Annotated in this window: 21 protein-coding genes; 9 read left to right on the top strand and 12 right to left on the bottom strand. The window is 70.5% G+C overall.

The window, feature by feature from the left end; genetic code table 11:
* Positions 1-4 precede the first annotated feature (4 nt).
* The 3 genes from C7C45_RS18900 to C7C45_RS35865 form a co-directional block, all read right to left on the bottom strand.
* Complete coding sequence (locus C7C45_RS18900; RefSeq protein WP_110565003.1) at positions 5-1,042, bottom strand: aminotransferase class V-fold PLP-dependent enzyme; 1,038 nt, start codon at positions 1,040-1,042, stop codon at positions 5-7.
* A 329-nt stretch (positions 1,043-1,371) separates the two neighbouring features.
* Positions 1,372-3,525 carry an FUSC family protein gene (locus C7C45_RS18895; protein WP_110565002.1) on the bottom strand — a complete coding sequence of 718 codons (2,154 nt, stop codon included), beginning with the start codon at positions 3,523-3,525 and terminating at the stop codon, positions 1,372-1,374.
* 148 nt (positions 3,526-3,673) lie between these two features.
* Positions 3,674-5,836 carry a protein kinase domain-containing protein gene (locus C7C45_RS35865; protein ID WP_425271147.1) on the bottom strand — a complete coding sequence of 721 codons (2,163 nt, stop codon included), beginning with the start codon at positions 5,834-5,836 and terminating at the stop codon, positions 3,674-3,676.
* Between the two features lie 361 nt (positions 5,837-6,197).
* Here C7C45_RS35865 and C7C45_RS33650 point away from each other — a divergent pair, with 361 nt between their 5' ends.
* Together C7C45_RS33650 and C7C45_RS18880 are read left to right on the top strand one after the other, a co-directional pair.
* Positions 6,198-6,734: a hypothetical protein gene (locus C7C45_RS33650; protein WP_146247344.1), complete on the top strand. Its 537-nt coding sequence runs from the start codon at positions 6,198-6,200 to the stop codon at positions 6,732-6,734.
* Positions 6,735-6,842: 108 nt separating this feature from the next.
* On the top strand, positions 6,843-7,832 hold the full coding sequence (locus C7C45_RS18880) for an AraC-like ligand-binding domain-containing protein (RefSeq protein ID WP_110564999.1): 990 nt from the start codon (positions 6,843-6,845) through the stop codon (positions 7,830-7,832).
* A 281-nt stretch (positions 7,833-8,113) separates the two neighbouring features.
* On the opposite strand, the gene C7C45_RS18870 is transcribed toward C7C45_RS18880, so the two are convergent.
* The gene (locus C7C45_RS18870; RefSeq protein WP_110564997.1) at positions 8,114-8,323 is read right to left on the bottom strand and encodes a hypothetical protein; all 210 of its coding nucleotides are present in this window, start codon (positions 8,321-8,323) and stop codon (positions 8,114-8,116) included.
* Between the two features lie 218 nt (positions 8,324-8,541).
* On the opposite strand from C7C45_RS18870, the gene C7C45_RS18865 reads away from it, so the two are divergent.
* Positions 8,542-9,966, top strand: coding sequence for an NsdA family TPR-like regulatory protein (locus C7C45_RS18865; protein ID WP_110564996.1), 1,425 nt, complete (start codon positions 8,542-8,544; stop codon positions 9,964-9,966).
* 3 nt (positions 9,967-9,969) lie between these two features.
* Here the strand turns inward: C7C45_RS18865 and C7C45_RS18860 are convergent, their stop codons facing one another.
* The 4 genes from C7C45_RS18860 to C7C45_RS18845 form a co-directional block, all read right to left on the bottom strand.
* Entirely contained in the window at positions 9,970-10,536 is a 567-nt protein-coding gene (locus tag C7C45_RS18860; protein ID WP_110564995.1) for an NUDIX hydrolase, read from the bottom strand.
* 41 nt (positions 10,537-10,577) lie between these two features.
* Positions 10,578-11,756, bottom strand: a complete 1,179-nt coding sequence (locus C7C45_RS18855; RefSeq protein ID WP_208641217.1) for a hypothetical protein — start codon at positions 11,754-11,756, stop codon at positions 10,578-10,580.
* A gap of 11 nt (positions 11,757-11,767) precedes the next feature.
* Positions 11,768-12,634 (bottom strand): hypothetical protein, encoded by an 867-nt coding sequence (locus C7C45_RS18850; protein ID WP_110564993.1) that lies wholly within the window; start codon positions 12,632-12,634, stop codon positions 11,768-11,770.
* 372 nt (positions 12,635-13,006) lie between these two features.
* The gene (locus C7C45_RS18845; RefSeq protein WP_110564992.1) at positions 13,007-14,395 is read right to left on the bottom strand and encodes a cation:dicarboxylate symporter family transporter; all 1,389 of its coding nucleotides are present in this window, start codon (positions 14,393-14,395) and stop codon (positions 13,007-13,009) included.
* Between the two features lie 99 nt (positions 14,396-14,494).
* Here C7C45_RS18845 and C7C45_RS18840 point away from each other — a divergent pair, with 99 nt between their 5' ends.
* A complete protein-coding gene (locus C7C45_RS18840) occupies positions 14,495-16,081 on the top strand; it encodes an ATP-binding protein (RefSeq protein WP_110565017.1) in 1,587 nt (528 codons plus the stop codon).
* Positions 16,078-16,773, top strand: a complete 696-nt coding sequence (locus tag C7C45_RS18835; protein WP_110564991.1) for a response regulator — start codon at positions 16,078-16,080, stop codon at positions 16,771-16,773. Before C7C45_RS18840 ends, C7C45_RS18835 begins: the two co-directional genes overlap by 4 nt.
* 147 nt (positions 16,774-16,920) lie before the next feature.
* Here the strand turns inward: C7C45_RS18835 and C7C45_RS18830 are convergent, their stop codons facing one another.
* Positions 16,921-17,235 carry a transcriptional regulator gene (locus C7C45_RS18830; RefSeq protein WP_110564990.1) on the bottom strand — a complete coding sequence of 105 codons (315 nt, stop codon included), beginning with the start codon at positions 17,233-17,235 and terminating at the stop codon, positions 16,921-16,923.
* The gene (locus tag C7C45_RS18825) at positions 17,235-17,627 is read right to left on the bottom strand and encodes a type II toxin-antitoxin system RelE/ParE family toxin (protein WP_110564989.1); all 393 of its coding nucleotides are present in this window, start codon (positions 17,625-17,627) and stop codon (positions 17,235-17,237) included. The genes C7C45_RS18830 and C7C45_RS18825 overlap by 1 nt, the downstream gene beginning before the upstream one ends.
* A 274-nt stretch (positions 17,628-17,901) precedes the next feature.
* Between C7C45_RS18825 and abc-f the strand changes: the two genes are divergently transcribed.
* Positions 17,902-19,539 carry a ribosomal protection-like ABC-F family protein gene (gene abc-f / locus C7C45_RS18820; protein ID WP_110564988.1) on the top strand — a complete coding sequence of 546 codons (1,638 nt, stop codon included), beginning with the start codon at positions 17,902-17,904 and terminating at the stop codon, positions 19,537-19,539.
* A gap of 58 nt (positions 19,540-19,597) precedes the next feature.
* On the opposite strand, the gene dnaE is transcribed toward abc-f, so the two are convergent.
* On the bottom strand, positions 19,598-23,128 hold the full coding sequence (dnaE, locus tag C7C45_RS18815; protein WP_110564987.1) for a DNA polymerase III subunit alpha: 3,531 nt from the start codon (positions 23,126-23,128) through the stop codon (positions 19,598-19,600).
* Positions 23,129-23,275: 147 nt separating this feature from the next.
* On the opposite strand from dnaE, the gene C7C45_RS18810 reads away from it, so the two are divergent.
* From C7C45_RS18810 to C7C45_RS18800, 3 genes are all read left to right on the top strand, one after another.
* Positions 23,276-23,896: an L-threonylcarbamoyladenylate synthase gene (locus tag C7C45_RS18810; RefSeq protein ID WP_110564986.1), complete on the top strand. Its 621-nt coding sequence runs from the start codon at positions 23,276-23,278 to the stop codon at positions 23,894-23,896.
* Between the two features lie 102 nt (positions 23,897-23,998).
* Entirely contained in the window at positions 23,999-24,538 is a 540-nt protein-coding gene (locus C7C45_RS18805) for an RNA polymerase sigma factor (RefSeq protein WP_110564985.1), read from the top strand.
* Positions 24,535-25,119, top strand: coding sequence for a hypothetical protein (locus tag C7C45_RS18800; RefSeq protein ID WP_110564984.1), 585 nt, complete (start codon positions 24,535-24,537; stop codon positions 25,117-25,119). Before C7C45_RS18805 ends, C7C45_RS18800 begins: the two co-directional genes overlap by 4 nt.
* A 16-nt stretch (positions 25,120-25,135) precedes the next feature.
* On the opposite strand, the gene C7C45_RS18795 is transcribed toward C7C45_RS18800, so the two are convergent.
* Positions 25,136-26,509, bottom strand: coding sequence for a serine/threonine-protein kinase (locus tag C7C45_RS18795; RefSeq protein WP_110564983.1), 1,374 nt, complete (start codon positions 26,507-26,509; stop codon positions 25,136-25,138).
* Positions 26,510-26,568 lie beyond the last annotated feature (59 nt).

Genomic DNA, 26,568 nt, shown 5'->3' with positions numbered 1-26,568 from the left:
GGGGTCACCCCGTCAACGCCGTGAGGGCCGCGTCCACATCGGCCTCGGTGGAGTAGATGTGGAAGGAGGCACGGACCCGTCCGGCGCGTACGGCCGCCCGGATGCCGGCCGCCGCCAGCCGTTCCTCCGCGCCGGGCACGTCCACGGTGACGATGGCGCTCTCCCCCGGCGGCCGGCCCAGCCCGGTCAGGAACCGGTTGGCGAGCGCCACGTCGTGCGCCCGGATCGCCGGCACCCCGATCTCCGCCACCAACTCCAGGGCGGGCGCCGCGCCGACCCAGCTGAACCAGGCCGGTGAGATGTCGAACCGGCGGGCGTCGTCGGCCAGCCGCAGCGGCGGACCGTAGTAGGAGGCGTGCGGGTCACCGCCCGCGTACCAGCCGGCGGCGTCCGGGCGCAGCCGCTCGCGCAACGCCGGGGCCAGATAGGCGTACGCGGTGCCGCGCGGATTCATCAGCCACTTGTAGCCACCGACCGCCACCACGTCGGCCCGGCTCCCGTCGAACGGCAGCCACCCGCAGGCCTGGGTCGCGTCCACCACCACCAACGCGTCGTGCGCGCGGGCCGCGGCCACGATCTCGTCGTACGCGCCGACGGCCCCGTCGGCGGACTGCACCAGGCTGAACGCGACCACATCGGTGTCGGCGTCGATCGCGTCGACGAGGGCGTCCAGCGGCACCGTCCGGACCTTGACGCCACGATCCTCCTGGGCCAGCCAGGGGAACAGGTTCGAGGTGAACTCGACCTCGGGGACCACCACCGTCGCCCCGGCCGGCAGCGCCGCCGCGACCGGCGCGAGGATCTGCGACACGGCCGCACCGACCGCCACGTCATCGGCCGGCACCCCGATCAGCGCCGCGAACGCGGCTCGGGACCGCTGCACCGACTCGCCCCAGCCCTCCCACGACGTGCTGCCGACCCGCCACGCCGCAAGGGCCGCCTGCAACGCCGTCCACGCCGGTTCGGGCGGCAACCCGTAGGAGGCGGTGTTCAGCCAGCCGGGCTCCGGCTGCCACAGCTTCTGTGCCTGCTCGATCTCCATGTCGTCGACGCTAGGCGGGACGACGTCGAACGGGCACGGCCAATCCGCGACCGGCGGCCTGCCACGATCCGCTCCCGGCTGGCGGCGCAGCCTGCCGCCAGCGTCGATAGCGTGCCCGGCCAGGTCGATCGAGGGCGGATCGGTGACATCAATGAGAGGCCGGGCAAGTCATTACGAGCGATATGACTCACAGGCATAAATATGACACTGAGGTATATCGCTCGTCGACCTCTTGCCGGCAGACCGGGCTGAGGCCACCGCCGCCAAGGCCGAGCCGGTTCTCGTTGTCGGAGCATGTCTCGCCATCGGCGGAGCGATCTCGGAGGATCTCAGCGCGGGTGGATGCGGGAGAGGCTGTCGGCGAGGCCGGCGAGCCACCGGTCGACCTCCACGAGGTGCCGGACCGACCGCGGGTCGCCCTCGCTGAGCAGCGGACGGACCCGGTCCAGCTCGCCGGCACAGCCGATCCGGACGGGCACCGGGGCCGAGGCGTCGCCGTGCGCCACCTCGCCGGCGAGGTCGTCGTACGCCGATCGCAGTTGCCCGGCGGAGTCCCGCAGCAGAGCGGCGGCCGCGGGCCAACCGGCGAGGCAGCCGGGCGGGTTGCGGCGCAGCAGCGACTCGGCGCCGGGCACCACGTGGTGCCCGGCGCTGAGGACGGCGTCCCAGTTCACCTGCCGGTGGTGCGGGCCGTGCCGCTCCGAGTGGTACTGGCAGTACGACGCGTCGACCAGGATCATCCGCTGCCGGACCCGGTTCAGGGCGCGCTCCAGAGGCGGAGCGCCGCCGAGCACCGCCTGGATGGTCTGCTCGACCGCGTCCGCGCTGGCGGCCAGATAGCGGGTGGCGTTCAGCCGCAGGTCGTGGCTCGCGCCACGCGGCCACATCGCCACGCCGGCGAGCACGCCGATCACCACACCGAGCAGCACGTCGACGAGGCGGGCCTCGGCGAGCCGCCACCCTTCGGGGTTGAGCTGGGCGAAGACGCCCGTCAACAGCAGCGTGAACAGCGCCTGCTGCCACACCGGACCGAGCAGACGACCAACACCGAAGGCCAGCATCAGGGTGATCGGCAGTACGACCGCGTAGATGATCGGTTGGTCCACGACGAGCATCAGTCCGCCGCTGACGACGGCACCGGCGATCGTGCCCAGCACGGCCGGCCGCAGCGCGGTGCGGGTGTCGGCGGCCGAGGTACGCAGCACCGTGAGGGTGGCCAGCAGCACCCAGAAGCCGTGGGTGAGCTGCAGGACCCCGGCGGCGACCCGGGCGATGGCGAGCGCCACGGCCAGCCGCACCGAGCTGTGCAGGTGGGCCGAGCGGGGCGCCAGGTGGGCGCGGAACTGCCACCAGTACAGCGTCCACGGGCTGTGCCGCGCGTACGCGAAAAGCCCTGAGTGGGTGTCGACACCGTCGAGCCGCGACCCGGTCGCCACCCGGACACCGACGGCGAAGATCCGGGTCTGGTCGGTGAGGGCCAACGCCGTCGCGTCCCGACACAACCGGGAGACGTCCGGCGCGTCGTGGCCGTCGCCCTCTCCTTCGGGGTACGCCGCCTCGGCCCGCCCGATCGCGGCGTCCAGGTCACCGAGTTCCACCGTTGGGCCACCCGGCGAGAGGGCCCGGCCGGCGGCGCGGGTCGTGTCCGCGGACGCGCGCAGCAGACGCGCCGCCGTCCGGTCCGGGATCGGCGCCGACGGGGTGTCCGCCGCCAGCTGGTCCGCCTCGACGAGGACCTCCCGTAACGCGGCAGCGCAGATCCGTAGTGCCCGATCCTGAGCGCCCGCCGCGCTGGGGGCCCACTCGGGAGGGTTACGGCCCAACTCGATGGCGGCGACCACGTCGTGAGCCCGTGTGCGCCGCGCGTCCCGGCCACCCGGATCGGTGTGCGGGTCGGTCAACCCGTCGGCGGCGGCATCGAGGAACGCCGCGACGCCGTCGGCTGCCTCGGCGAGGCGCTGCCGGTAGGAGACCGGCACCGGGTCGGGCCAGAGGAGCATCTCGGCCGCGGCGAGCAGCACGATGCCGAGCGTGACACCGCCGAGTCGTTCCGGCACGGTGCCCGGCTGGTACGGCGGGAAGGACGCCAGGATGTAGAAGAGCTGAAACGCGCTCGCCAACCCCACCAGGCGTGGGTTGCCAACCCCGGCGAACGCCACGACGAACCCGATGACCAGCATGCCGCCGGCGGCCGCCCACGTGCTCCACGCCAGCAGCGCGCCCGCGGCGATCAGCGCCCAGACCGCCGGCAGAGAGGTGACGAGGATCCGCGCCCGCTGCGGCGCCGGACCGGGCAGTTGCGCGAACGACCCGGCGGCGATCGTGCCGAACAGGCCGTAGGTGGCGAGCACCGAGCTGCCCGCGCCGTACCGGCAGCCGTAGAAGACGACGGACGCGACGAGGGTCAGCCGTGCCGCTCTCCGCAGGATGGCGTCCCCCGGGTCACGGCGGCGGAGCCGGCCAAGGAGGCTGGTTCCGAGCACGCCCGCTCCCCCTGCTTCGTCGCAGCACCTTTCCCCGACCCATCATCGTCCGCCGCCTCCCCCGGTGCCGGCGGTTATCGCGCCGAGTCACCGCCGCGAGGTCCCGAGCAGGCCCCGCCGGTCGGCGCGGAGCGCCCGCAGTCAGCGCTCAGATGGCCCGCCACTTCTGGTTCGGAGTCCCGCCGCACTGCCAGAGCTGTAGTCGGGCGCCGTTGTCCGGGTTCGCGTCGAGCACGTCGACGCACCTGTCCGACTTGGTGTTCACCAGGTCGTACGCCTTGTTGAGGGTGAACTTCTGGGACCCTGCGCCGGTGCAGTCGGCCAGTTGGATCGCGGCCCCGTCTTGCGTGGAGTGGCCGGCGACGTCCAGGCACTTGCCCATCGACCGGACCGTGCCGTCCGCGGGGAAGGTCCAGAGCTGCTTGGCGGTCCGACGACAGTCCCAGATCTGCAGTCGCGCACCAGCGGTGGCGTTGCCATCCCGGATGTCGATGCAACGGTCACTGGCGAAGCTCTGGATCTGCTTGCCGGCGGGCACGTTGCTCTGCGTCGGGGAGGGCGGCGGCGCCGACGGGTGCTGCGCCGGGTTCCCCGGCTCGGTCGTCGCACCGTTGCCCGCACCCGGTGTCGGCTGCCCCGCTCCCCCCGCCGGCGGAGGGCCGGCAGGTACGGACGGCGAGCCGCCCACGACCGGCACGCCCTGGAGCGGCATCCCCTGGAAACCGTCCGTGATCAGCGCGAAGATGCCCGCGCTCGCCGACCATTCGGCGGCCGAGGTGGTCCAGTCGATCGAGTACGCGTGCCCGTTGTGACCGATGAACGCGCGCCGCACCGTGTGCAACGGCGTGCCGCCCTCGTCGGTGTAGGTCCACTCCCATTCGGCGGCCCGCGCCTGGTAGCGCAGCGCGGCGAGCCGGACCTGCCGGTAGTCGGCGTACCGCTTGCGTTCCGCCGCCTCCCGCGCCCGCAGTTCGGCGACCAGGTCCGCGGGGACGGACCGGAGTTCGTCGACCACGAGCACCCGGCTGCCGTCCGGCTCCTGGAACTCGGCCCGTTCACCGTCGCGTCGCGCCTGCCAGCTGTCCGGCACCGGTACGAGGAAGCGGGGATCGTCGCGGTAGTAGCGCCATCCCGCCGGCGCTGGTGAGAGTTCCCTGGAGACCGGCGAATCGGCAATCGGCGACGGGTTGACGGCCGGCGCTGCCACTCCGCCGGCATCCGCACCACCGAACAGCCCGCGGTTCAGCAGGGACGCGGTCACCAGGAGGACAACCAGCAGCGCGGCGGCGGCGATTGAACCGATCAGCCGAGCCCGACGCTTACGGCCCGGCCCCGTCACCGGCGCACCGGCGACAGGCGGCATGTCGGCGACAGGCGCGGGCGCGGGCGTACCGGCGACAGGCGGGGCCTCGGGCGACGGCGTATCGGCGACGGGCGGCGGCGCGGACTCGGCGGTGACGAACTCGGGCACGATCTTCGGACGGGGCGCGTCGGTGGTGGTGGCGGTGCTCCGGGTTGGCGGCCCGTCGCCGCTGGTGTTCCCGGGGGCGACTGGCTCGTCCGGGGTGGCGGCCTGGCGCAGGAGCCGCTCCGCCTCTTCGGCGTTGATCCGCTGATCCGGCTCCCGGCGCAGCAGTCCTTCGAGGAGCGGGGTCAGCCGACCGGCCCGCTGCGGCGGCGGCGGCGGCTCGGTGGCGAGCGCCGCCAGCGTGGCGATCGGGGACGATCGCTGGTACGGGGTGCGTCCCTCGACCGCCGCGTAGAGCGTCGCGCCGAGCGACCAGAGGTCGGCGGCCGGACCCACGTCGCCGTCGGTGGCCCGCTCCGGCGCGAGGAACGCCGGCGAGCCGAGCACCATCCCGGTCTGGGTCATGCGTGGGTCGCCGGGGAGGGTGGCCAGGCCAAAATCGGTAAGCACCACCCTGCCGTCGTCGGCGAGCAGCACGTTGGCTGGCTTGACGTCCCGATGCAGCACACCGGCCCGGTGCGCGGCCTGCAGCGCGCCCAGCACCCCGAGCCCGATGTGCGCGGCGCGGGCCGGCGGCATCGGCCCCTCGGCTTCGAGCACCTGGTGCAGGGGTCGGGACCGGACGAGTTCCATCACGATCCAGGGGTCGTCGGCCGAGTGCAGCACGTCGAAGACGCGTACCACGTTGACGTGGCCCAGGCGGGCGACGGCCCGCGCCTCGCGCATGGACCGTTCGCGCAGCTCCCGGCGTTCGTCGTCACGCAGGCCGGGCGGCGCCACCAACTCCTTGATGGCCACGTCGCGCTGCAGCATCTCGTCGCGGGCCTGCCATACGCGGCCCATCCCGCCCTGACCGAGCGGGCGGACCAGCCGATAGCGATCGGCAATCAACTGTCGAGTGGCGTCTGGCACGACAGGAAGGTACCCGGCGAAGATTGCGTACCCAATTTCTGCGACAGGTGGAAAAGCGACAGTTGGATATGTCACACGCAAGATCAACAACCGACCGATCGTTCATTTCGGCACAACTCCACTATTGGCACACCCACTGTCGCCCAACGCGACGTTACCAACACGTATATCGGCAGTCTGCTATGAATATCGAATGAATTCGAATTCTGCGGCGAGTCGGACCACCCGCGCCCCGGCCCACCCGGCGGCGGCAGCCGTCGGCCGGGCCTGGCCGATCACCTGGGGGACCAGCTTGGGCCTGATCGCGGCGCTGACCTCGTGCACGCCCGCAAGCGACGAACGCCAACCCGGCACGCCGCCTGTCGACGGCACGACGTCGTCGGCGTCCGATCGCGGTGCCGGGCCGCCGTGCACGCCGTCGGTAACGGCGATGCCGGCAATACCGGCGGGTTATCGACTGGTCGGAAAAGACGTGGCCGTGCCAGAGGACACGGTGCTGGCCGTGGAGGACTCCGGGGAGGCTGATCGAGCGGCTCGACTATTCGCCAAATGGGGTCTGGTCGTACGCGCAGGCGCGGTTGTCGACCTTCAGGTGGCACCGGATTGGGAAAGCAGGGCACGAATCGGATGGGGTACTGCGCGCACACCAGCGGCGACCACCACCGTGCGGGCCTGCCCGCCGAACGATGAGCAGAGTGGGTGGATGGCCTTCGTCGGTGGCACCTGGGTCGCGCAGGCTGCCTGCGTACCGCTCGTCGTGCGGTCGAACGGCCAGGAGAACCGCGTCAACCTCGGCATCGGCGTGGCCTGCGACGAGCCCCGGCGCTGACACCTACTACTCTCCCGAACCTGAGCCGGGACCTGAGTCGTCGGTAAGCTCGGGCGACAGGGCAGCCCTTGGCCGCGCCAACGGCATCGACAGGGATCGAGGAGGACAGTGCTCACCGTAGCCTCGGCGGACACCATCGCGGTGCCCGAGGGTGAGCGCTTCGGATTCTGGCACGACCTGGTGGCACGTGAGTCGGTTCCGATGCGGATCCACAGTGCCCACGCGGCAGACTTCCGCGCCCGGGCAGAGGTCATCAACCTGGGTGAGGTCGTGCTGTCGTCCTGGCAGTACCCATCCCTGGACATGCAGCGGACCGGCACATTCATCCGCCGCAGCGACCCGGAGATGTACCAGTTCGCGCTGCCGCTGTCCGGCCACGGCGGGGTGGAGCAGGAGCGGCGATCGAACCTGTTCACGCCGGGGCACTTCGCCGTCGTCGACACGTCCCGACCGCACCAGTCGTCGCATCAGGGGCGGTCACAGCGCGAGAGCCTGTTGACCACCCTGACGATCCTCGTGCCGCACAGTCTCATACCGCTGCCCCCCAACAAGGTGGCGCAACTCCTCGGCACGAACATCCCCGCCACCGTGGGGACAGGCGTGCTGCTCAGCCAATTCGTACGCCAGATATTGACCCACCCGGAGCAGTACCGGGAGAGCGACGTTCCGCTCCTGGGCACCGTTGCGCGAAACCTGATCTCCGCGGCGGTGGCCCAGCACCTGGACCTCACCGACGCTCTACCGACCGAGGTACGCGGACACAGCCTGCGCGTACGGGTCAGGGCGTTCATCGACGAGCACCTCGGCGACCCGGACCTCTCACCGAGCACGATCGCGGCCGCGCACCACGTCTCGCTCCGCAGTCTGCACCGGGCGTTCGAGGCCGAGGACCAGACAGTCGCTGAGATCATCCGGGCGAAGCGCCTGGACCGGTGCGCAAACGACCTGCGCGATCCCCTGCAACGGGCGCGGCCCATCCACAGCATCGCCGCCCGCTGGGGCTTCCCCGCGAAGGCTCACTTCAGCCGGGTCTTCACCGCCGCCTTCGGGATGTCGCCCCAAGCCTTCCGTGCCGACCCCTCCGCTCGCGGCCGGTAGGCCGGCGGCCGCTGCGCGTAGCTCGTTCCCCCTCACCAGCACGAAGGATGCTCACCGCACCCAGCCGAGAAACCGCCGATGCAGGGAGCCGGCAGGCGCCCAGGTCAGGTCCGCCGAAGCGCGGACCAGTTGCGCCCCCATGTACAGAGCCAGCGACACTGGGGCTTGGTCGAACTCCTCTCGCAACTCACGCTGCCGCGTACGGCACGGCCATGGCTGGTCGCAGCCGCTACAACTCCAGAGAGGCAACACCGGGCCATGGACAGTTGCCGCGCTTAACTTCATCGCCCCTCCCCCACCGGCCAGTGCCCCCGGCTGATCGGGATGCGGTGCCGGGCCAGGCACGGCAGTTCCGCACCGCAGCGGCAGACGCGCCGCCATTTCCGCCACGACCAGGCCGGCTGGTGCCGACGCGCCAGGGTCATCGCGACCGCGAGCAGGTACTCGTCGTACGTGACTCGGCGCTCCGGATCGCCCCGGTTGGCTCTCATGGGGTCGCCCCGCCGAGCAAGGAACGCGAAGCAGTGCACCTACAGGCGGAGGGTTGGACGATCGGAAGCATGCCGGGACTGTCCCGCCCGCTACCTGTCGCTGGCCATGTCCACGAGTCATGTCACGGCGACATGACCCGTCTCGACCTGCGCACATTCGGACCCTAGGCTGCGAAGCGAGGACCTTGGGTAGTCAGTCCGCCACGCTGGGAGCCGCTGTGCTGCTCGATCCACTTCGCATTCCGGCCGCCACTTGGTCCGACCCGGCCGTACGCGACGCCCTGAGCCGACGTGACGTCGGCGGGCTCTTCCGACGCATCGGCCAACTGACCGGCGCAAGCCAGACCCGGATCGGCGCGGCGGTCGGGCTGGAGCAGGGGTACGTCAGTCGCGTCACGGCGGGCCGAAAAGTGACCTCCATCGAGGTATTGGAGCGCATCGCCGATGGTTGCCGAATGCCCGACGAGGCGCGCATGGCGCTCGGCCTGGCGCCACAGAGCAGTCGCCCATGTCATCGCGACATGGCATCGACGCAAGGACAGCGGCAGAGTGGTCTTCCTGTCAACCGGTCCTGGCGGGAGGACGTCCGCGCCGCCATCCAATTGTGGGAAGGCGATGTGAACCGTCGAGACGTGGTTCGGCAGATCGCGTTCAGCTCCGCCGGCTACACCCTGCCGGCCCTCAGGTGGTTCACTGCGCCTCCCCCTCGAACCGTTGAACAGGCGGGCTCTCGCACTGTTGATCGACCCGAAATCGAGACCATCCGCGAGATGTCCGCGACCTACCGCCGGCTCGACAATCAGTACGGTGGCGGCCACTCCCGCGCTGCCGTCGCCCGCTACCTCCACCAGGAGGTGACGCCACTGCTCGAGAACGGCCGCTACGAGACGCCGACCGCGCGGAAGCTTCTCAGCGCGATCGCCGAACTGACCCAGCTCGCTGGCTGGCAGGCGTACGACGTCGCCGATCACGGGGTAGCCCAGCTCTACCTGACACGCGCCCTTGAGCTGGCCCAAGCTGCCGGCGACGCAGGGTTGGGCGCGGAGATCCTCGCCGCGATGAGCCATCAGGCGACGTACCTCGGACACGGTGTCACCGGCATCGACCTCGCCCGCGCCGCCAGGCAGACAGCGATACGAGCTGGGCTCACGGTACTGACGGCAGAGGCGTCCGTTACGGAAGCCCACGCGCACGCCATGATGAGGGACGAGCGGGCCTGCACCGTGGCACTCCACCAGGCGGAAGTTGCCCTCGACCGGGCCGACCGGAGCAGCGATCCCCAGTGGCTCGGGTACTTCGATGAGGCCTACCTGTCCGCCAAGTTCGGACATTGCTTCCGAGCGCTCGGCAAGCCCGCCCAGGCCGAACGCTTCGCGGCTCGCTCCCTGCGGATGGACGAGCGGTACGTCCGCGGCAAGGCCTTCAACCTGGCGCTACTCGCCTGTTCACAGGCGCAGCAGGGAGATGCCGAGAGGGCCTGTGCAGTCGGTGCGGAAGCCTTGACCCTGACCGCACGGCTTCGATCGGCCAGAGCTGCCGGTTACGTACGTGAGTTGCAGGCCGAACTCGCGCCCTACCGCCAGCGAGGCGCCGTCCAAGGGTTCATCCGCCGAGTGGACACGGTCCTCGGCACCCGGCGCTGACGTCTACAACTCACCACGGGCCTGTCGCGCGACCAACTCCAAGACCGCGATCACCGTCCCGGCCCCGACGATCGCGCCCTGCGCCACCAGTTCACGCGCGTCGGCCAGCGGGATCCAGGCCACCCGCTCAGCCTCGTTCACATCGACCGGACCGCCCGTGTGCTCTGCCTCCCGGGATAGGAAGAGCATGTTCTCGGCGTCCGCAGTGCCCACCCACGGCTGGAACGACAGCAGCCGCTCGACCTGGTACGGACGCCATCCGGTCTCTTCCTCCACCTCGCGTACGGCGCACACCTCGGGCAGCTCGTGGTCGTCGATGTAACCGCCGGGCAGCTCCCACACCCACCGATCGAACACGAATCGGTGCCGCCGCATTAGCAGCAGACGCTGTCGTTCGTCCACGACCGCGACCATGGCTGAACGAGGAGCCCGGATCACGTACTGCTCGAACCGCACGCCGTCGGGCAACTCCACCTCGGCGATGCTCAGTCGCGCTCGGCGCGTGTCGTCGACGACCCGCTCACCGTGGATGGTCCACCGCGTCAGCTCGGTCGGCTGCTTCTCCGTCATCGGCTCATTATCGACTTACTGCGCCCGGCTTGATCCGCAGCTCACAACCACGCCAGGAAGACGGTCTCGGCACTCAGGCTGTCGTTGGAGATCGGGATCATCTCCCCTCCTGGGTTGGTCGGCACAACTCTGAGGTCCGGGCGCTGCCCTGGCTCCCCGTACGGATCGTTGGGGATGTGAACGGCGGCGATGAAGTGTTTGCCGTCCGCCGAGACCACCATCCCCTCGGCGACGGTGCCGTCATCGGCGTCGACCACGTCGATCGAGGCGCCTACGGGGTCACCGGAGTGGGCGTCCGCGACCTGGAACGACCCGGACGGGGCGCGGCACAGCACCTGGGCGTCGCTGATCCAGCCGACGATGCCGACGCAGTCCCGGACCAGGGTGGCGTTGCTGGCCGATTTCCCGGTCAGTGCGATCGACGAGTCGGCGGCGTCGAAGATCCTCCCGAAGACCTTCGGCGCGAACCCGGTGAATCGTCGGCCGTTCGGCGAGACGCGGACCATGTCCGCCTGGATGGCGCGCGGCGGCTTTCCCGAGACGGTCAGCGGCAGCTCATGCCCGGCCGCCGGTCCTTCGTCGGTCAGCTTCTGGTCGCCCTCGACGGCCCGGGATCCGATCCGCTGCTCCCCGGCGGGGTTCGTGTAGGTGAACCAGACGCTGCGCCCGTCGGGTGCCATCGCGGCGTTCTGCTCGTCGTTGCTCGTCGTGCCGCTCGGCGCCACGGCGTCGCCCTGGGGGTCACCGCTTGCCACGGAGCCGGCGTGGGTGGCCTTGCCGTCGGGCTCCCGGAACACCACCGCCATGCGGGTGAATCCGAGGTCGAAGAGGGCGCGGATGCGCGGGGACAGGTGTTCCAGGTCGTCCAGGCGGTAGGGGGACGGGCGGTCCGTGCTCTGCCGGCACAGGTCCACGAGGGGGCTGTTGACCGCCTCGACGCCGGGATAGTTGGTGAAAGCGGCGCTGGCCGGTATGTCGAACATGCGCTCGTCGAGCGGTTGCCACCCGTCGGGGTTCCAGGCCTGGACCGAGACGGCGGCGGCGCGCGCGCCGATCGAGCAGGTCGCGGTGATGACGGAGCCCTTGCGGGTGAACGGGGTGTCCGCAAGCGCGTACCCGTCGTTGCCCCGGTTTCCAGTGGGCGGGCCGGCGTCCGGCTTCTCTGCTTTCGGCGTTGAGCTGCAGGCCGCGGCACACAGGACGGCCAGCGCAACCGCCACGATTTTCGGAGCTACGCCAGATCGCACATGTTCCCCCGCGGGTTCAGGTGGCACGGCGTCCAGGGAACCGGGCCGAACACCCACTTCTGTCGAGGGCTCGCGGGTGCCGATTCGGTGTGGAGACGAAGAGGGCTCCCGTCGCCGTCCTTCAGTTGGACGTACTCGTCCTGATGGTGGGCGTCGGTGTAGTGGACCTCGATGCCCCACTCGCACGACTGGCCGGGCGGCGCGATCGCCTCCACCCGGAGGGCACCCGAGGATTGACCGCCTCCGACCTCGATATATCGGCTGTCGAAGTAGGGCTTGCCCTGCCCCTCGGTGTCGTCGGTCAGGACCGGTTCGTCGGCTCGGGGCGGGAGGTGAAGGCTGATCCCTTCGTAGGCCGCCCCGCCCTGCGACGGGCGGGAGACGATCGTCTTCCTGGTGCTCTTCGTGCAGGCGAGGTCGACGACCTTCCAGTCGTCGATCATCACGGGGTACGCCCGGGTGCTCAGGAAACTGAGCTTGAAGGTGTCGACGTTCTCCATCCTGCCAGACGCGATCTGCTGGTCCCGGTATCGGTCCGGGGCGTTCTCCAGGTATGACGCGTATTCCAGCGGGTGACCACCCAGGTCGCGCAGGTAGGAGAAGGGGGACGGGCTGTCCTGCATCTTCTGCGTCTCGGCGGCGGTGAGCTCCCGGTCGAGGACCATCGTCCAGGATTGCGGCTCACCCCGCTCCGGCTGCACGGACACCGTGAACGGCGGCTGGGACGCGTCGTCCTTCTTCTGCGAGTCGTTCTCCTTGGCAACGGTCGACGATATGAAGACATAGTCGCGCACCGTCTCGAAGGTCAGGGACACGGCACCCGCCACGAGGCCTATCACCAGCGACGTCACGATCCAGCGCCTGTTCTTACGACGGGAGGCTCCGGGGCCTGCCCCGAACTGTTCGTAGGCGATCGCCTCGTAGCCCTCGCCGGCTCGGCTCCTGGCACCGGGGGGCGCCGGTTGCGGCCCAGGGCCGGGCGAGAAGTCGCCGCGGGGACCCGGACCGGGCGTGGCCGGCTCGTGGGGGGATGCTCCACCGCTGACCGGACCCGGCCCCGATGATTGCTCGGGTGGTGGCGTTGCCGTCATAACCATCGACTGTACGGTCGTCCATCCATCCACAACGTCCCGAACTGCGACCATCCACAGTGGTACCCGACGAAAGCAACGAGGACCCTGGCCGGGATTGGCAGCCCGGCCAGGGCCCTGTGTGCGGCAGGGTCAGGCTTGCGCCCCGACGGTTGGGGCCGCCTCGTCGGAGCGGTGCGGCTCCCCCGCCTCCGCTTCGTCGTGCTCGTCCAGCATGGTGGCCTCGTCGAACGGGTCGTCGCCGTTCAGCACCCCGACCGCACGGTCCCGGTCGAACTCCCCGGTCCAGGTCCCCACCAGTACGGTCGCCACGGCGTTGCCCGCGAAGTTGGTCAGCGCCCGAGCCTCCGACATGAACCTGTCGATGCCGACGATCAGCCCAACCCCGTCGACAAGGTCCGGCCGGTGCGACTGGAGCCCGCCGGCCAGCGTCGCCAGCCCGGCGCCGGTAACCCCGGCGGCACCCTTCGAAGCGATGATCATGAAGAGCAGCAGCGAGATCTGCTCGCCGATCGACAGCGGCTTGCCCAACGCGTCGGCGATGAACAGTGACGCCATCGTCAGGTAGATCGCCGTACCGTCCAGGTTGAACGAGTACCCGGTCGGCACCGTGATGCCCACGACGGGCTTGCTCACGCCGAAGTGCTCCATCTTCGCGATCAGCCGCGGCAGCGCCGACTCCGACGACGAGGTCGAGAGGATCAGCAGGAACTCCCGGCCGAGGTAGCGCAGCAGCCCGAAGATCGAGATCCGGGCCACGAACCAGAGCAGCGCACCCAGGAAGACCAGCACGAAGATCAGACAGGTCGCGTAGAAGCCCAGCATGATCTGGGCGAGGCTCTTGAGCGCGTCCACGCCGGTCGCACCGACCACGGCGGCCATGGCACCGAACGCGCCGATCGGCGCCAGCCACATGATCATGGCGAGGACCTTGAAGACCACCCGCTGGATGACGCCGATGGCGCTCAGCACCGGCTCACCGCGCCGGCCCAGGGCCTGTACGGCGAAGCCGACGAGCAGGGCCACCAGCAGCGTCTGCAGCACCTCGCCCTCGGTGAGCGCGGAGAGCAGCGTGGTCGGGATGATCCCGAGCAGGAAGTCCGCAGTCCCGCCGGTCTCGTCACCGGCGGCGGCCTTGCCCGCGCCCGCGAGGTCCTGGCCGAGGTCCAGACCGGCGCCGGGGTGGATGAGGTTGCCGACGACCAGGCCGATGGCGAGCGCGACGGTCGACATGGTGAGGAAGTAGCCGAGGGCGAGGCCGCCGACCTTGCCGACCTTCGCGGCCTGCCGGACGGAGCCGACGCCCAGCACGATGGTGCAGAAGATGACCGGGCTGATCATCATCTTGATCAGGTTGACGAAGCCGGTGCCGATCGGCTTGAGTTCCTTGCCGAAATCGGGGGCGACCAGGCCAACCACGATGCCGGCGAACACGGCCACGATGACGGCCAGGTAGAGGTAACGGGTACGGTCCCGGCGGACCGCCGGTGCCGGTGAGGTGGCGGGTGCGGTGGTGTCCATGTCGACAATGTGAAGTGCCTCTCACACGTTGACAGCCTTGCGGTCATTCTGTTCACCGCAAAGCACCAACAGCGGCGGCGCGAGGAGAGGGAGGTTGAGGTGGCCCGACGTCAGTGGAGCATCGCGGGGCAACTCTTCGCCCTCCAGGCGATGGTGGTGACGCTGCTCGTCCTGGCCGGCGCGGCGGGTGCCGTCTGGCTGGCCCGCAGCGACTCGCGGCAGGCGGCAGAGGAGGAGGTGCTCGCGGTGGCGCAGACCGTGGCGAACTCCCCCGACGTCCGCGCCGCCCTCACGACCGCCGACCCGGCCAGCACGCTCCAGCCGTACGCCGAATCGACCCGGAAGGCGACGGGAACCGACTTCGTGGTGGTGATGGCCCCCGACCGCACCCGTTTCTCCCATCCCACCCGGGAGCGGATCGGCGAGCCGTTCGTCGGGGAGATCGGACCCGCCCTGGCCGGCCACTCGTTCACCACCACCAACGTCGGCACGCTCGGCGAGTCGGTGCGCGCGGTGGTCCCAATCCACGACGAGCGGCAGCGCATCGTCGGCCTGGTCTCGGTGGGCATCAGAACCCGCGCGATCGACCGCAAGCTGCTCGGCCAGTTGCCGGTGCTGCTCGGTGTCGCCGCACCGGCCCTCGCGCTCGCCGCGACCGGCTCCTGGCTGCTCAGCCGCCGGCTGCGACGCCAGACGCACGGTCTGGGACCGGCGCAGATGACCCGGATGTACGAGTACTACGACGCGGTTCTGCACTCGGTGCGCGAAGGCCTGGTCGTGCTGACCGTCGACCGACGGGTGGCGCTGGTCAACGACGAGGGCCGCCGGCTGCTGGCGCTCGACGCGGACGCACCGGTGATCGACCAGCCGGTGGCCGGGATCGACCTACCGCCCGCGGTGGCTGAGCTGCTCGGCTCCGGGCGCGACGCCCGCGACGAACCGATCCTCGCCGGTGACCGGGTGCTCGTCGCCAACCAGCGGACCACCCGCTTCGAGGGCACGGTGCTCGGCACCGTGCTGACCCTGCGCGACCAGACCGAGCTGCGCACGCTGGCCAGTGAGCTGGATTCGGTGCGCGCGTTGACCGAGGCGTTGCAGGCGCAGACCCACGAGTCGGCCAACCGGCTGCACACCGTACTGACGCTGGTGGAGCTGGGCCGCGCCGACGAGGCCGTTCGGCTCGGCACCCGGGACCTGGCGCTGGCTCAGCAGCTGACCGACCGGGTGGTCGGCGCGGTGACCGAACCGGCGTTGGCGGCACTGCTGCTCGGCAAGTCCGCGCAGGCTGGCGAGCGCGGAGTCGACCTGCTCATCGACCCGGACTGCCGTCTCGACGACAGCCCACTGCCGACCGGCGACCTGCTCACCGTGGTCGGCAACCTGGTCGACAACGCCCTGGAAGCGGTGGCCGGCACGCCGACACCACGCCGGGTACGGGTCTTCGTCGGTGCGGTCGACGACGAGCTGGTGGTACGGGTCGCCGACAGCGGCCCCGGGCTGGCCCCGGAGCGGGTGGCCGACGCGTTCCGCCGCGGCTGGTCCACCAAGAGCACCGGCCGGGGCCTCGGCCTGGCCCTGGTCGGGCAGGTGGTCCGCCGGCACGCCGGTAGCTACGAGGTGGCTCGCTCGGACGACGGCGGCAGCCTGTTCACCGTCCGACTGCCGGGCCGAGGTGAGCGGTCATGACCGACATCCGGGTGCTGGTCGTCGAGGACGAGCCGCTGCTCGCCGAGGCGCACAGCGCGTACACCGAACGGGTTCGGGGTTTCGTGGTGGTCGGGGTGGCGCACACCGCGCGGGCGGCGATGGCGGCGCTGCGCGCCAACGACGGTCGCGACATCGACCTCGTACTCCTTGATTTTCGGCTGCCCGACCTGCACGGCCTGGACGTCTGCCGGGCGTTGCGCGCGGCCGGCAGCAGCGTCGACGTGCTGGCGGTGACCAGCGTGCGGGACCTGGCGGTGGTGCGCACCGCAGTGTCCCTCGGGGTGACCCACTACCTGCTCAAACCGTTCACGTTCGCCGCGTTCCGCGACAAGCTGGAGCGGTACGCGGACTACCGCGCGCAGGCCCTCGCCGAGGGCGAGGTGGCCGCCCAGCACGAGGTGGATCAGATGATCGCCACCCTGCGCGGGACCGCCGGGCACAGCCTGCCCAAGGGGCTCGACGCGCAGACCCTCGATCGGGTACGCGCCGCGCTCACCGGCGGCACCCGCACGGAGGCGGGCCTTTCCGCGACCGAGGTGAGCGGGCTGACCGGCATCTCCCGGGTGACCGCCCGCCGCTACCTGGAATACCTGGTGACCATCGACCTGGTGGTCCGCAGCCCCCGCTACGGCACCCCCGGCCGCCCCGAGGTCGAGTACCGACCCCGCTGAGTGGGGCGTAACTCCGCCCCGACACCGGCCGCGAGGTGCCACTCATCGATCCAAGGAGTGGGAGAGCCGAGGGCGACCCGATACGCAGGAGGTGAGTCGTCACGTCGAGCAATGCCGAACAGATGCCCGAGTGGCCGGCCGAGCAAGTCAGGCGATCTGACGGAGGTCGTCGCCGTAGTCGAAGATGATCCGCATCCGGGCGCCGAGCGCTCGTGCATATCGGCTCAGCGTCGCGACCTCGTTGGCCTCCAGATCACCGTTCTCGATCTGGCTGACCCGGCCAGGCGTGACACCCATCAGCTCGGCCACCTGTCGCTGGGTCAGACCAAGCCGCTTCCGCTCTTCGGCAAGGTGGAATGCGCTGATCCACGCCTCGGTACGGGCACGCTCTGCGTCGAGCGCTTCATCGTCCCCGTCGTGCAGCTCAGCCCGGATGTCGTTCCAGTCATGGAAGTCGCCCATCAGCCCTCCCTCCGTTTCCTCTCGAAGGCAAGCCAGCCCTCGTACGCAATCTCAGCCGCTGGAATCACCTTGTCGTACCACCGGCTCCAATCCCCTGCCTTATTGCCGGCCACCAGCAGCACGGCCTGGGACCAGGGATCGAAGACGAACAGCACACGAACGGCGACGTCCCTCCCGGATCTCGGTCGAAGCTCTTTGAGGTTGCTGATGGTAGAACCCCTGAGGGTGTCGACCAGTGGACGCCCCAGGCCCGGACCGGTATCCGCAAGCATGTCGATCGCTACGTTGACCGACCGGTACGTCGCCGGATCGGTCTCTCGCAGGGATCGCAACCAGTCGCGGACATCCATTGTCGTCTTGATCGCCCAGCGACGTGGCGGCTCATGAGACATGGAGCAACTATAGCCTGACCTATACACGGAGCGGTGCGCCCTTTAGTGGTGGCGGACGGAAGATCCGTTGTTAGACTTGCCGCGTTGGGTTGGCGGTACGACTGGGGAGACCAGACATGGCGGGTGACGACGACATCTCCGGGTGAGACCGGATGTGTTCGGCCACCGGATCGGCGCGCGTCTGCGCAGCCGCCGGGGCCATGTTGTCGTTCCACCGGTCCCCGTTCCGTCGGGCGGCTCCGGCGCGCCCACCCCACCCTTTGAGGTCACTCGCATGTCTGATGCCTTCATCGTCTGCTCGAACCTGTCCTTCTCCTGGCCGGACGACACCCCGGTCTTCGCGGAGCTGTCCTTCACCGTTCCCGGCGGTCGCACCGGGCTGGTCGCGCCCAACGGCGCCGGCAAGAGCACCCTGCTGCGGCTGATCGCCGGAGAGCTGCGGCCCAGCGGCGGCAGCGTCACCGTCGACGGTGTGCTCGGCTACCTCCCGCAGACGCTGCCGCTGGCCGGCGACCTGACCGTGGCCGAGGTGCTCGACGTCGCCGAACGGATCGCGGCGCTGCACGCCATCGAGGCCGGCGACGCCAGCGAGAAGCATTTCGCCACGATCGGCGACGACTGGGACATCGAGGAGCGCACCCGCGCCGAACTGGACCGGCTCGGCCTGGGCGACCTGTCGCTCGACCGCCGGCTGCACACCCTCAGCGGTGGCCAGGTCGTGTCCCTCGGCCTGGCGGCACAACTGCTCCGGCGTCCGGACGTCCTGCTGCTCGACGAGCCGACCAACAACCTGGACGTGGAGGCTCGGCACAAGCTCTACGACGTCCTCAGCGAGTGGTCCGGGTGTCTGCTGCTGGTCAGCCACGACCGGGAGCTGCTCGACCGGATGGACCGCATCGCCGAGCTGGACCACGGCGAGATCCGCTGGTACGGGGGGAACTTCACCGCGTACACCGAGGCGGTGCAGGCGGCGCGGGAGGTGGCCGAGAGCAACCTGCGCAACGCCGAGCAGGAGGTCAAGCGGGAGAAGCGGGAGATGCAGCAGGCCCGGGAGCGGGCCGACCGGCGGGCCAGCAACGCCTCCAAGAACCTGAAGAACGCCGGGCTGCCGAAGATCTTCGCCGGCACCATGAAGCGCAACGCGCAGGAGGCTGCCGGAAAGTCGCACGAGACGCACTCCGCCCGACTCGGTCAGGCCAAGGCCCGGCTCGACGAGGCCGGCCGGGCGGTACGCGAGGACGACCGCATCGTCGTGGAGTTACCGGACACCACAGTCCCGGGTGGTCGCACGGTCTTCTCCGGCCAGGGCGTGCGGGCCCGCTTCGACGATCGGGACCTGTTCGGCGGCGACGGGGCCGACCTGGTGATCCGAGGACCGGAACGGATCGCGCTCACCGGGGCGAACGGCACCGGCAAGTCGACCCTGCTCCGCCTGATCAGCGGCGACCTCGACCCGGCCGGCGGCGAGATCCGGCGGGCCGACGCACGGATCGCGTACCTGTCGCAGCGGCTGGACCTGCTGGACCTCGACCGCACGGTGGCGGAGAACTTCGCCGCGTACGCGCCGAGCCTGCCGGACGCGAAGCGGATGAACCTGCTCGCCCGGTTCCTGTTCCGGGGCGCGCGGATGAACCTCCCCGTCGGGGTGCTCTCCGGCGGCGAACGGCTGCGCGCCACCCTCGCCTGTGTGCTCTGCGCCGAACCCGCGCCGCAACTGCTGCTGCTCGACGAGCCGACCAACAACCTGGACCTGGTCAGCGTCGGTCAGTTGGAGAGCGCGCTGTCCGCGTACCAGGGTGCCTTTGTCGTGGTCAGCCACGACGAACGGTTCCTGGCCGAGATCGGCGTGCAGCGCTGGTTGCGGCTGGCCGACGGCCAGCTGCGGGAGATCAGCGCGCCCGAGCAGGGCTGAGCCCGGTCGGGAGGTCCGCGGCCCGGCCAGGCGCACGCCGGCCGGGCCGCGGCCCCGGTCAGCTCACGTTGGCCGGGCCGAGGACGCTCTTCAGGTCGCCCATCAGCGCGGTGGTCGCCGCCACCCGGAACGGGCCCAGCCGCAGGGTGGTGGTGCGCCCGCCGTTCTGCAGCTTGACGTGCACCTCGGTGTCGCCCGGGTGTAGCACCAGGGTCTCCTTCAGTTTCTCCACCAGCGGTGGCGTGCACCGGTGCACCGGGATGGTGAGGGTGACCGGCTTGTTGGTGGCGCTGGTGCTGACGTCCGGCATCGACATGTCCATCGCCATGATCCGGGGTGTGTCGTCGCGGCGGTCCACTCGGCCCTTGACCACCACGATGGCGTCCTCGGCGATGTACTGGCCGATCACCTCGTAGGTGTTGGGGAAGAACAGCGTCTCCACCCCACCGGCCAGGTCCTCGAGGGTGGCCGAGGCCCAGGCCCGGCCCTGCTTGGTGACCCGGCGCTGCACCCCGGAGAGGATGCCGGCGAGGGTGACCACCGCCCCGTCGGGCACGCCGCCCTCTTCGGCGAGCGCGGCGATGGTGGTGTCGGCCGCCGCGTTGAGGATGTGTTCCAGGCCGAACAGCGGGTGGTCGGAGACGTAGAGGCCGAGCATCTCGCGCTCGAAGGCCAGCTTGTCGCGCTTGTCCCACTCGCTGTCGCTGATGGTCGGCATCACCGTCGTGCTGCCGGTGTCGCCATCGCCGAAGCCGGCGCCGAAGAGGTCGTACTGCCCGACCGCCTCCTTGCGCTTGACGTCGGCGTACGCGTCGATCGCGTCGGCGTGCACCGCGAGCAGGCCCTTGCGCGGGTGCTCCATCGAGTCGAACGCGCCGGCCTTGATCAGCGATTCGATCGTCTTCTTGTTGCAGACCACCGCGTCCACCTTGGACAGGAAGTCGTAGAAGTCGGTGTAGTCGCCCTTCTCCTCGCGGCAGCGCATGATCGAGGCGACCACGTTCGCGCCGACGTTGCGCACGGCGGCCAGGCCGAAGCGGATGTCCTTGCCGACCGGGGTGAACGGCCCGGCCGAGGTGTTCACGTCCGGTGGCAGCACCTGGATGCGCATCCGACGACACTCGGACAGGTAGAGCGCCATCTTGTCCTTGTCGTCACCGACGGAGGTGAGCAGCCCGGCCATGTACTCGGCCGGGTAGTGCGCCTTCAGGTACGCGGTCCAGTAGGAGACCAGGCCGTACGCGGCGGAGTGCGCCTTGTTGAAGGCGTATCCGGCGAACGGCACCAGGACGTCCCACACCGCCTGGATCGCCTCGTCGGAGTAACCGCGCTCACGGCAGCCGTCCCGGAACGGGATGAACTCCTTGTCGAGGATCTCCTTCTTCTTCTTACCCATCGCCCGGCGGAGCAGGTCCGCCTGGCCGAGGGTGTAGCCGGCGAGGATCTGCGCGGCGCGCTGCACCTGCTCCTGGTAGACGATCAGGCCGTGCGTGGGTGCCAGGATCTCCCGTAGCGGCTCCTCCAGCTCCGGGTGGATCGGCGTGATCTCCTGCAGGCCGTTCTTGCGCAGCGCGTAGTTGGTGTGCGAGTCGACGCCCATCGGGCCGGGGCGGTACAGCGCCAGGACGGCGGAGATGTCCTCGAAGTTGTCCGGCTTCATCAACCGCAGCAGCGACCGCATCGGCCCACCGTCGAGCTGGAACACGCCCAGGGTGTCACCGCGGGCCAGCAGCTCGTACGCGGCCAGGTCATCCAGCGGCAGAGCCAGCAGGTCGAGCTTCTTACCGTGGTTGAGCTCGATGTTCTTGACCGCGTCATCGATGATCGTCAGGTTGCGCAGGCCGAGGAAGTCCATCTTCAGCAGCCCGAGCGACTCGCAGGTCGGGTAGTCGAACTGCGTGATGATCGCCCCGTCGGCGTCGCGGCGCATCAGCGGGATGTGCTCGATGATCGGCTCGGCCGACATGATGACGCCGGCGGCGTGCACACCGGTCTGCCGGATCAGGCCCTCGATGCCCTTGGCGGTGTCGATCACCTTGCGGACGTCCGGGTCGGAGTCGTACAGGCCGCGGATCTCGCCGGCCTCGGCGTAACGGGGGTGCTTCGTGTCGAAGATGCCGGTGAGCGGGATGTCCTTGCCCATCACGGCCGGCGGCATCGCCTTGGTGATCCGGTCGCCGACCGCGTACGGGTAACCCAGCACCCGGGCCGAGTCCTTGATCGCGGCCTTCGCCTTGATCGTGCCGAAGGTGGCGATCTGGGCGACCTTGTCCTCGCCCCACTTGTCGGTGACGTACTTGATCACCTCACCGCGCCGACGCTCGTCGAAGTCGATGTCGACATCCGGCATCGAGACCCGCTCGGGGTTGAGGAACCGCTCGAAGATCAGCCCGTGCTGGATCGGGTCCAGGTCGGTGATGCCCAGTGCGTACGCGACGAGCGAGCCGGCGGCCGAGCCACGGCCCGGACCCACCGCGATGCCCTGGTTCTTCGCCCACTGGATGAAGTCGGCGACCACGAGGAAGTACGACGGGAAGCCCATCTGGTTGATGACGCCCAGCTCGTACTCCGCCTGGACGACGTGCCCCTCCGGGATGCCGTTCGGGTAGCGACGGCCCAGGCCGGCGAAGGTCTCCTTGCGGAACCAGGACTCCTCGGTCTCCCCCTCGGGCACCGGGAAGCGGGGCATCAGGTTGTGGAACTCGAACATGCCGGTCGGATCGACCTTCTCGGCGACCAGCAGCGTGTTGCGGCAACCCTCCTGCCACAGCTCCGACGAGTCCACCCCGCGCATCTGGTCGGCGCTCTTGATGAAGTAGCCGCCGCCCTCGAGGCGGAACCGGTTGGGGTCGTCGATGTTGCTGGCGGTCTGCACACAGAGCAGCACGTCGTGCGCGGTGGCCTGCTCCTCGACGGTGTAGTGCGAGTCGTTGGTGACCACCGGCGGGATGTTGAGCTTGCGGGCGATGTCGGTGAGCCCCTCACGGACCCGGGTCTCGATGGAGAGACCGTGGTCCATGATCTCGACGAAGTAGTTGTCCTTGCCGAAGATGTCCTGGTAGGTGGCGGCGACCTTGAGCGCCTCGTCGAACTGGCCCAGCCGCAGCCGGGTCTGCACCGCGCCGGACGGGCAACCGGTGGTGGCCATGATCCCCTCGGCGTACTCGGCGATCAGCTCCATGTCCATCCGGGGCCACTTGATGTAGTGCCCCTCCATGGACGCGCGCGAGTTGAGGGTGAACAGGTTCTTCAGGCCCTGCGCGTTCTTCGCCCACATGGTCTTGTGGGTGATCGCGCCGTTACCGGAGACGTCGTCACTCTTCTGCTCCGGCCGACCCCACTTGACCCGCGCCTTGTGAAAGCGCGACTCCGGCGCCACGTACGCCTCGACGCCCAGGATCGGGGTGATCCCGGCGGCCATCGCCTGCTTGTAGAAGTCGTTCGCGCCGTGCATGTTGCCGTGGTCGGTGATCGCCACGGCGGACATGCCGAGCCGCTTGGCCTCGACGAACAGGTCCTTGAGGCGAGCCGCTCCGTCGAGCATCGAATACTCGGTGTGCACGTGCAGATGCGCGAACGAGTCGGCCATGCGTGGCGCCCCCCGGCGGTGTGGATCTTGATGGTCGGAGCCGACCGGGACCTACCCTACCGAGGTGATCTCGGCGGCTCCACCGTCCGCGCCGACGGTCGTGGCCCTCGTCTCCTCAACGCCCGCGGATGAGCCTAGGCTCGGGTCATGGCCAGGTACTACGACGTGCACCCGGAGAACCCGCAGCCCCGGATCATCGGCCAGGTCGCCGACCTGATCCGCGGTGGCGGGCTGGTCGCCTACCCCACCGACTCCTGCTACGCGCTCGGCATCCAGTTGGGCAACCAGGACGGGCTGGAGCGGATCCGCCAGATCCGCCACCTCGACGATCGGCACCACTTCACCCTGGTCTGCCGCGACTTCGCGCAGCTCGGCCAGTTCGTCCAGATCAGCAACTCGGTCTTCCGCCTGGTGAAGGCATCCACGCCGGGCAGCTACACGTTCATCCTGCCGGCCACCCGAGAGGTGCCGCGCCGGATGTTGCACCCCAAGAAGCGCACCGTCGGTGTCCGCGTACCCCGGCACACCGTCACCCAGGCACTGCTGGCCGAGTTGGCCGAGCCGCTGGTGTCCAGCACCCTGGTCCTGCCCGGGGACGACGAGCCGATGACCCAGGGGTGGGAGATCAAGGAACGCCTCGACCACCAGCTCGACGCGGTGCTCGACGCCGGCGACTGCGGCAAGGAGCCGACGACCGTGATCGACCTGTCCGGGCCCGAGCCGGAGATCCTGCGCCAGGGCGCCGGGGACGTCTCCCGTTTCGAGTAGCGCGCCGGCCGGTTCGCGTCGGGTGCCGGACCGTACCGGGCCGCGTCGGCGTCACCGGTCGTACGCTTGAGGATCGGCACCGGCGAGCATTGGACACCCGGCATGCCCGACGCGGACGACATCGACGCCCTGGCCCGGTCCGCCGCGTCCGGCGACCCGGCAGCGCTGGACGCCCTACTGCTCGCGGTACGCCCCGAGGTGCTGCGGCTGTGTGCACGGTTCCTGCCCAGCCGGGAGGACGCCGAGGAGGCCTGCCAGGACACGCTGGTGGCCCTGGCCAGCGGCATCACCCGATTCGAGGGGCGTTCCTCGTTCCGCACCTGGCTGCACCGGCTGACCGCCAACCGGGCCCGCTCGACGTACCGCACGTTGCGCCGCCGCTGGCGGCTGGAGGCCGGCGGCGTACCGCTGCCCGACCAGGCCGACCCGCGGCGGACCAGCGTGGTCGCGGGCACCCGCCTCGACCTGCTCGACGCCTTCGACGCCGTCCGCCCCGACCTCGCCGAGGTGGTGGCCCTGCGCGACGTCCTCGGGCTGAGCTACCCCGAGATCGCCGCGCTGCTCGACGTGCCGGTGGGCACGGTGAAGTCCCGGCTGCACCTGGCCCGACGGCAGGTCCGGCAACGACTCGGCGCCGAATGAGCCGCGCCGCGCGACGCCGCGCGCTCCACCGGCTCGGCGCCGGTGTCGTCGTCCTCGTGGCTGCCGTGGCGGTCGCCGCCTGCGGCGCCGACGCGGTCGCGCCGCTGCCCGTGCAACCGCCCGCCCCGTCCAGTCCGCCGCCGACCCTCTCCGCGGCCCCCGCAACCCCCGCGCCCACCGAGCCCGCTGGGTCGCCGTCCCGACCTCCGCCGACCAGCGGACGTCCGATCGCGGCACCGCCCGCACCGACCAGCGCCAGGGGTACGCCGCAGCGACCGCCCCCCGCGTCGACCGGGCCGACCACGAGCTGCCAGGGCGCCGTCCGCTACGACCTGCCGCTGGCCGAGACCGAGCTTGAGCTGCTGCGCTCCCTCTGCTTCGCCACCGGCGCGGTGCTACGGATCCAGGGCATCGGCCCCGGCCTGGTCACCGTGGACCGCCCGGAGCTGGTGTCGCAGCAGTACGAGGCCGGAGTGGTGGACATCCGGTTCGTCCGCCCCGGCACCGTCGACGTCACGATCCCGCAGCAGGACCGGTCGCACACCATCACGGTGGTGGTCCGCCAGTCCACCGATTCGTGACCGGGCCCCACCGCCGTCACCGCACCCGTACGCCGGCGAGCAGCGTGTCCACGAAGTCGGGCGCGGCGTCCGCCGGTGGCGCGATCTGCACGTACAGGAGAGCGCCGCGGCCGGGGTGCCGTCCGGCCGACTCGACGATCCGCGGCCGGCCCCGGTCGCACTGGTACGCCACCACGGTCCACTCGACGCCCGCCTGCCAGGTGGTACGAGCCGGCGCGGACGTGCAGTCACCGTGTGTGCGCTCGGCCAGGAACCCGACGGGCGTGGTGCGCGCCGCCGTGGTGGCGGAGAAGCCGACGAAAGCGCCGGGCACCCGGGGGTCGGCGGCCCAGCGGCGGGGCTGCGGCGACATCACCAGCGCCGGTTCCGCTTCGCCGTCGAGGCCGTACTGACCGGCCCACGTCGCACCGGCGGCCGACCAGCCCTCCGGCAACGCCACGGTCAGCGGGCCGGCGGTGTAGGTGCCGTCGGGCCGTCCGGAGCCGGTGCCGCCCGGCTCGGCGCCCGCGCCACCCAGCACGGCGACTGCCACGACGGCCGCCCCGGCCAGCGGCAACCGGTACGGGCGACGGGCCGCCGGCTGCTGCCGTACGGGGTTGGTGGCCCGGTCCAGCGCGGCGTGCAGCGCGGCGGCGTCCGGATACCGGTCGGTCGGCTGCTGGGCGGTGGCCCGGATGAGCACCGCCGCCACCCCCACCGGTACGCCGTCGCGCAGCCGGAGCGCACTGGCCGACGGGTCGGAACCGAGGCGCACCGGATCCGCGGCGAGCAGCCGGATCCCGAGCCGACCGAGCCCGTACACGTCGGCGCGGGTGTCGATCACCGCCCCCGGGTCGTCCTGCTCCGGCGCCATGTAACCGGGGGTGCCGGCCCGGGCGGTGAGGCCGGACGCGGCGGCGAGCGCCTTGGCCAGACCGAGGTCGGCGATGAGCACCCGTTCGGTGCCCGGACGGGCGCCGACGGAGCGGAACAGGATGTTGCCCGGGGTGAGATCGCGGTGCACGACGCCGTGCCGGTGCAGCACGGTCACACCCGCGCAGACCTCCCCGAGCAGGCGCAGCGCCGTCGGGCCGGACATCGGGCCGGCGGCCAACCGGTCCCGCAGGCTTCCCCCGTCGGCCCAGGCCAGGACCGCGTACGGCCGGCCGTCGGGCAACTCACCGACGGCGTGCACCCGGACCAACCGCTCGTGTTCCAGCCGCCGCAGCAGCCGGAACTCGTCGCGGAAGCGTTCCCGGACCCGCAGGTCGTGGCTCCAGTTCTCGGCCAGCACCTTGATCGCCACGTGCGCGTCGAGCACCGGGTCGTAGCCCAGCCAGACCGTCGCGAACGAACCGACGCCCAGCAGCCGTTCGATGGCGTAGGGCCCGATCCGCTGCGGAGCGGTCACCGCGTCACCCCCGGCCAGCGCCGTCGGTTGGCATCGCTCTGCACAGTAGACCGACCCGG

The sequence above is a fragment of the Micromonospora arborensis genome (assembly GCF_003205615.1).
Taxonomy (GTDB): domain Bacteria; phylum Actinomycetota; class Actinomycetes; order Mycobacteriales; family Micromonosporaceae; genus Micromonospora; species Micromonospora arborensis.
This window is presented reverse-complemented; position numbering and strand designations above follow the sequence as displayed.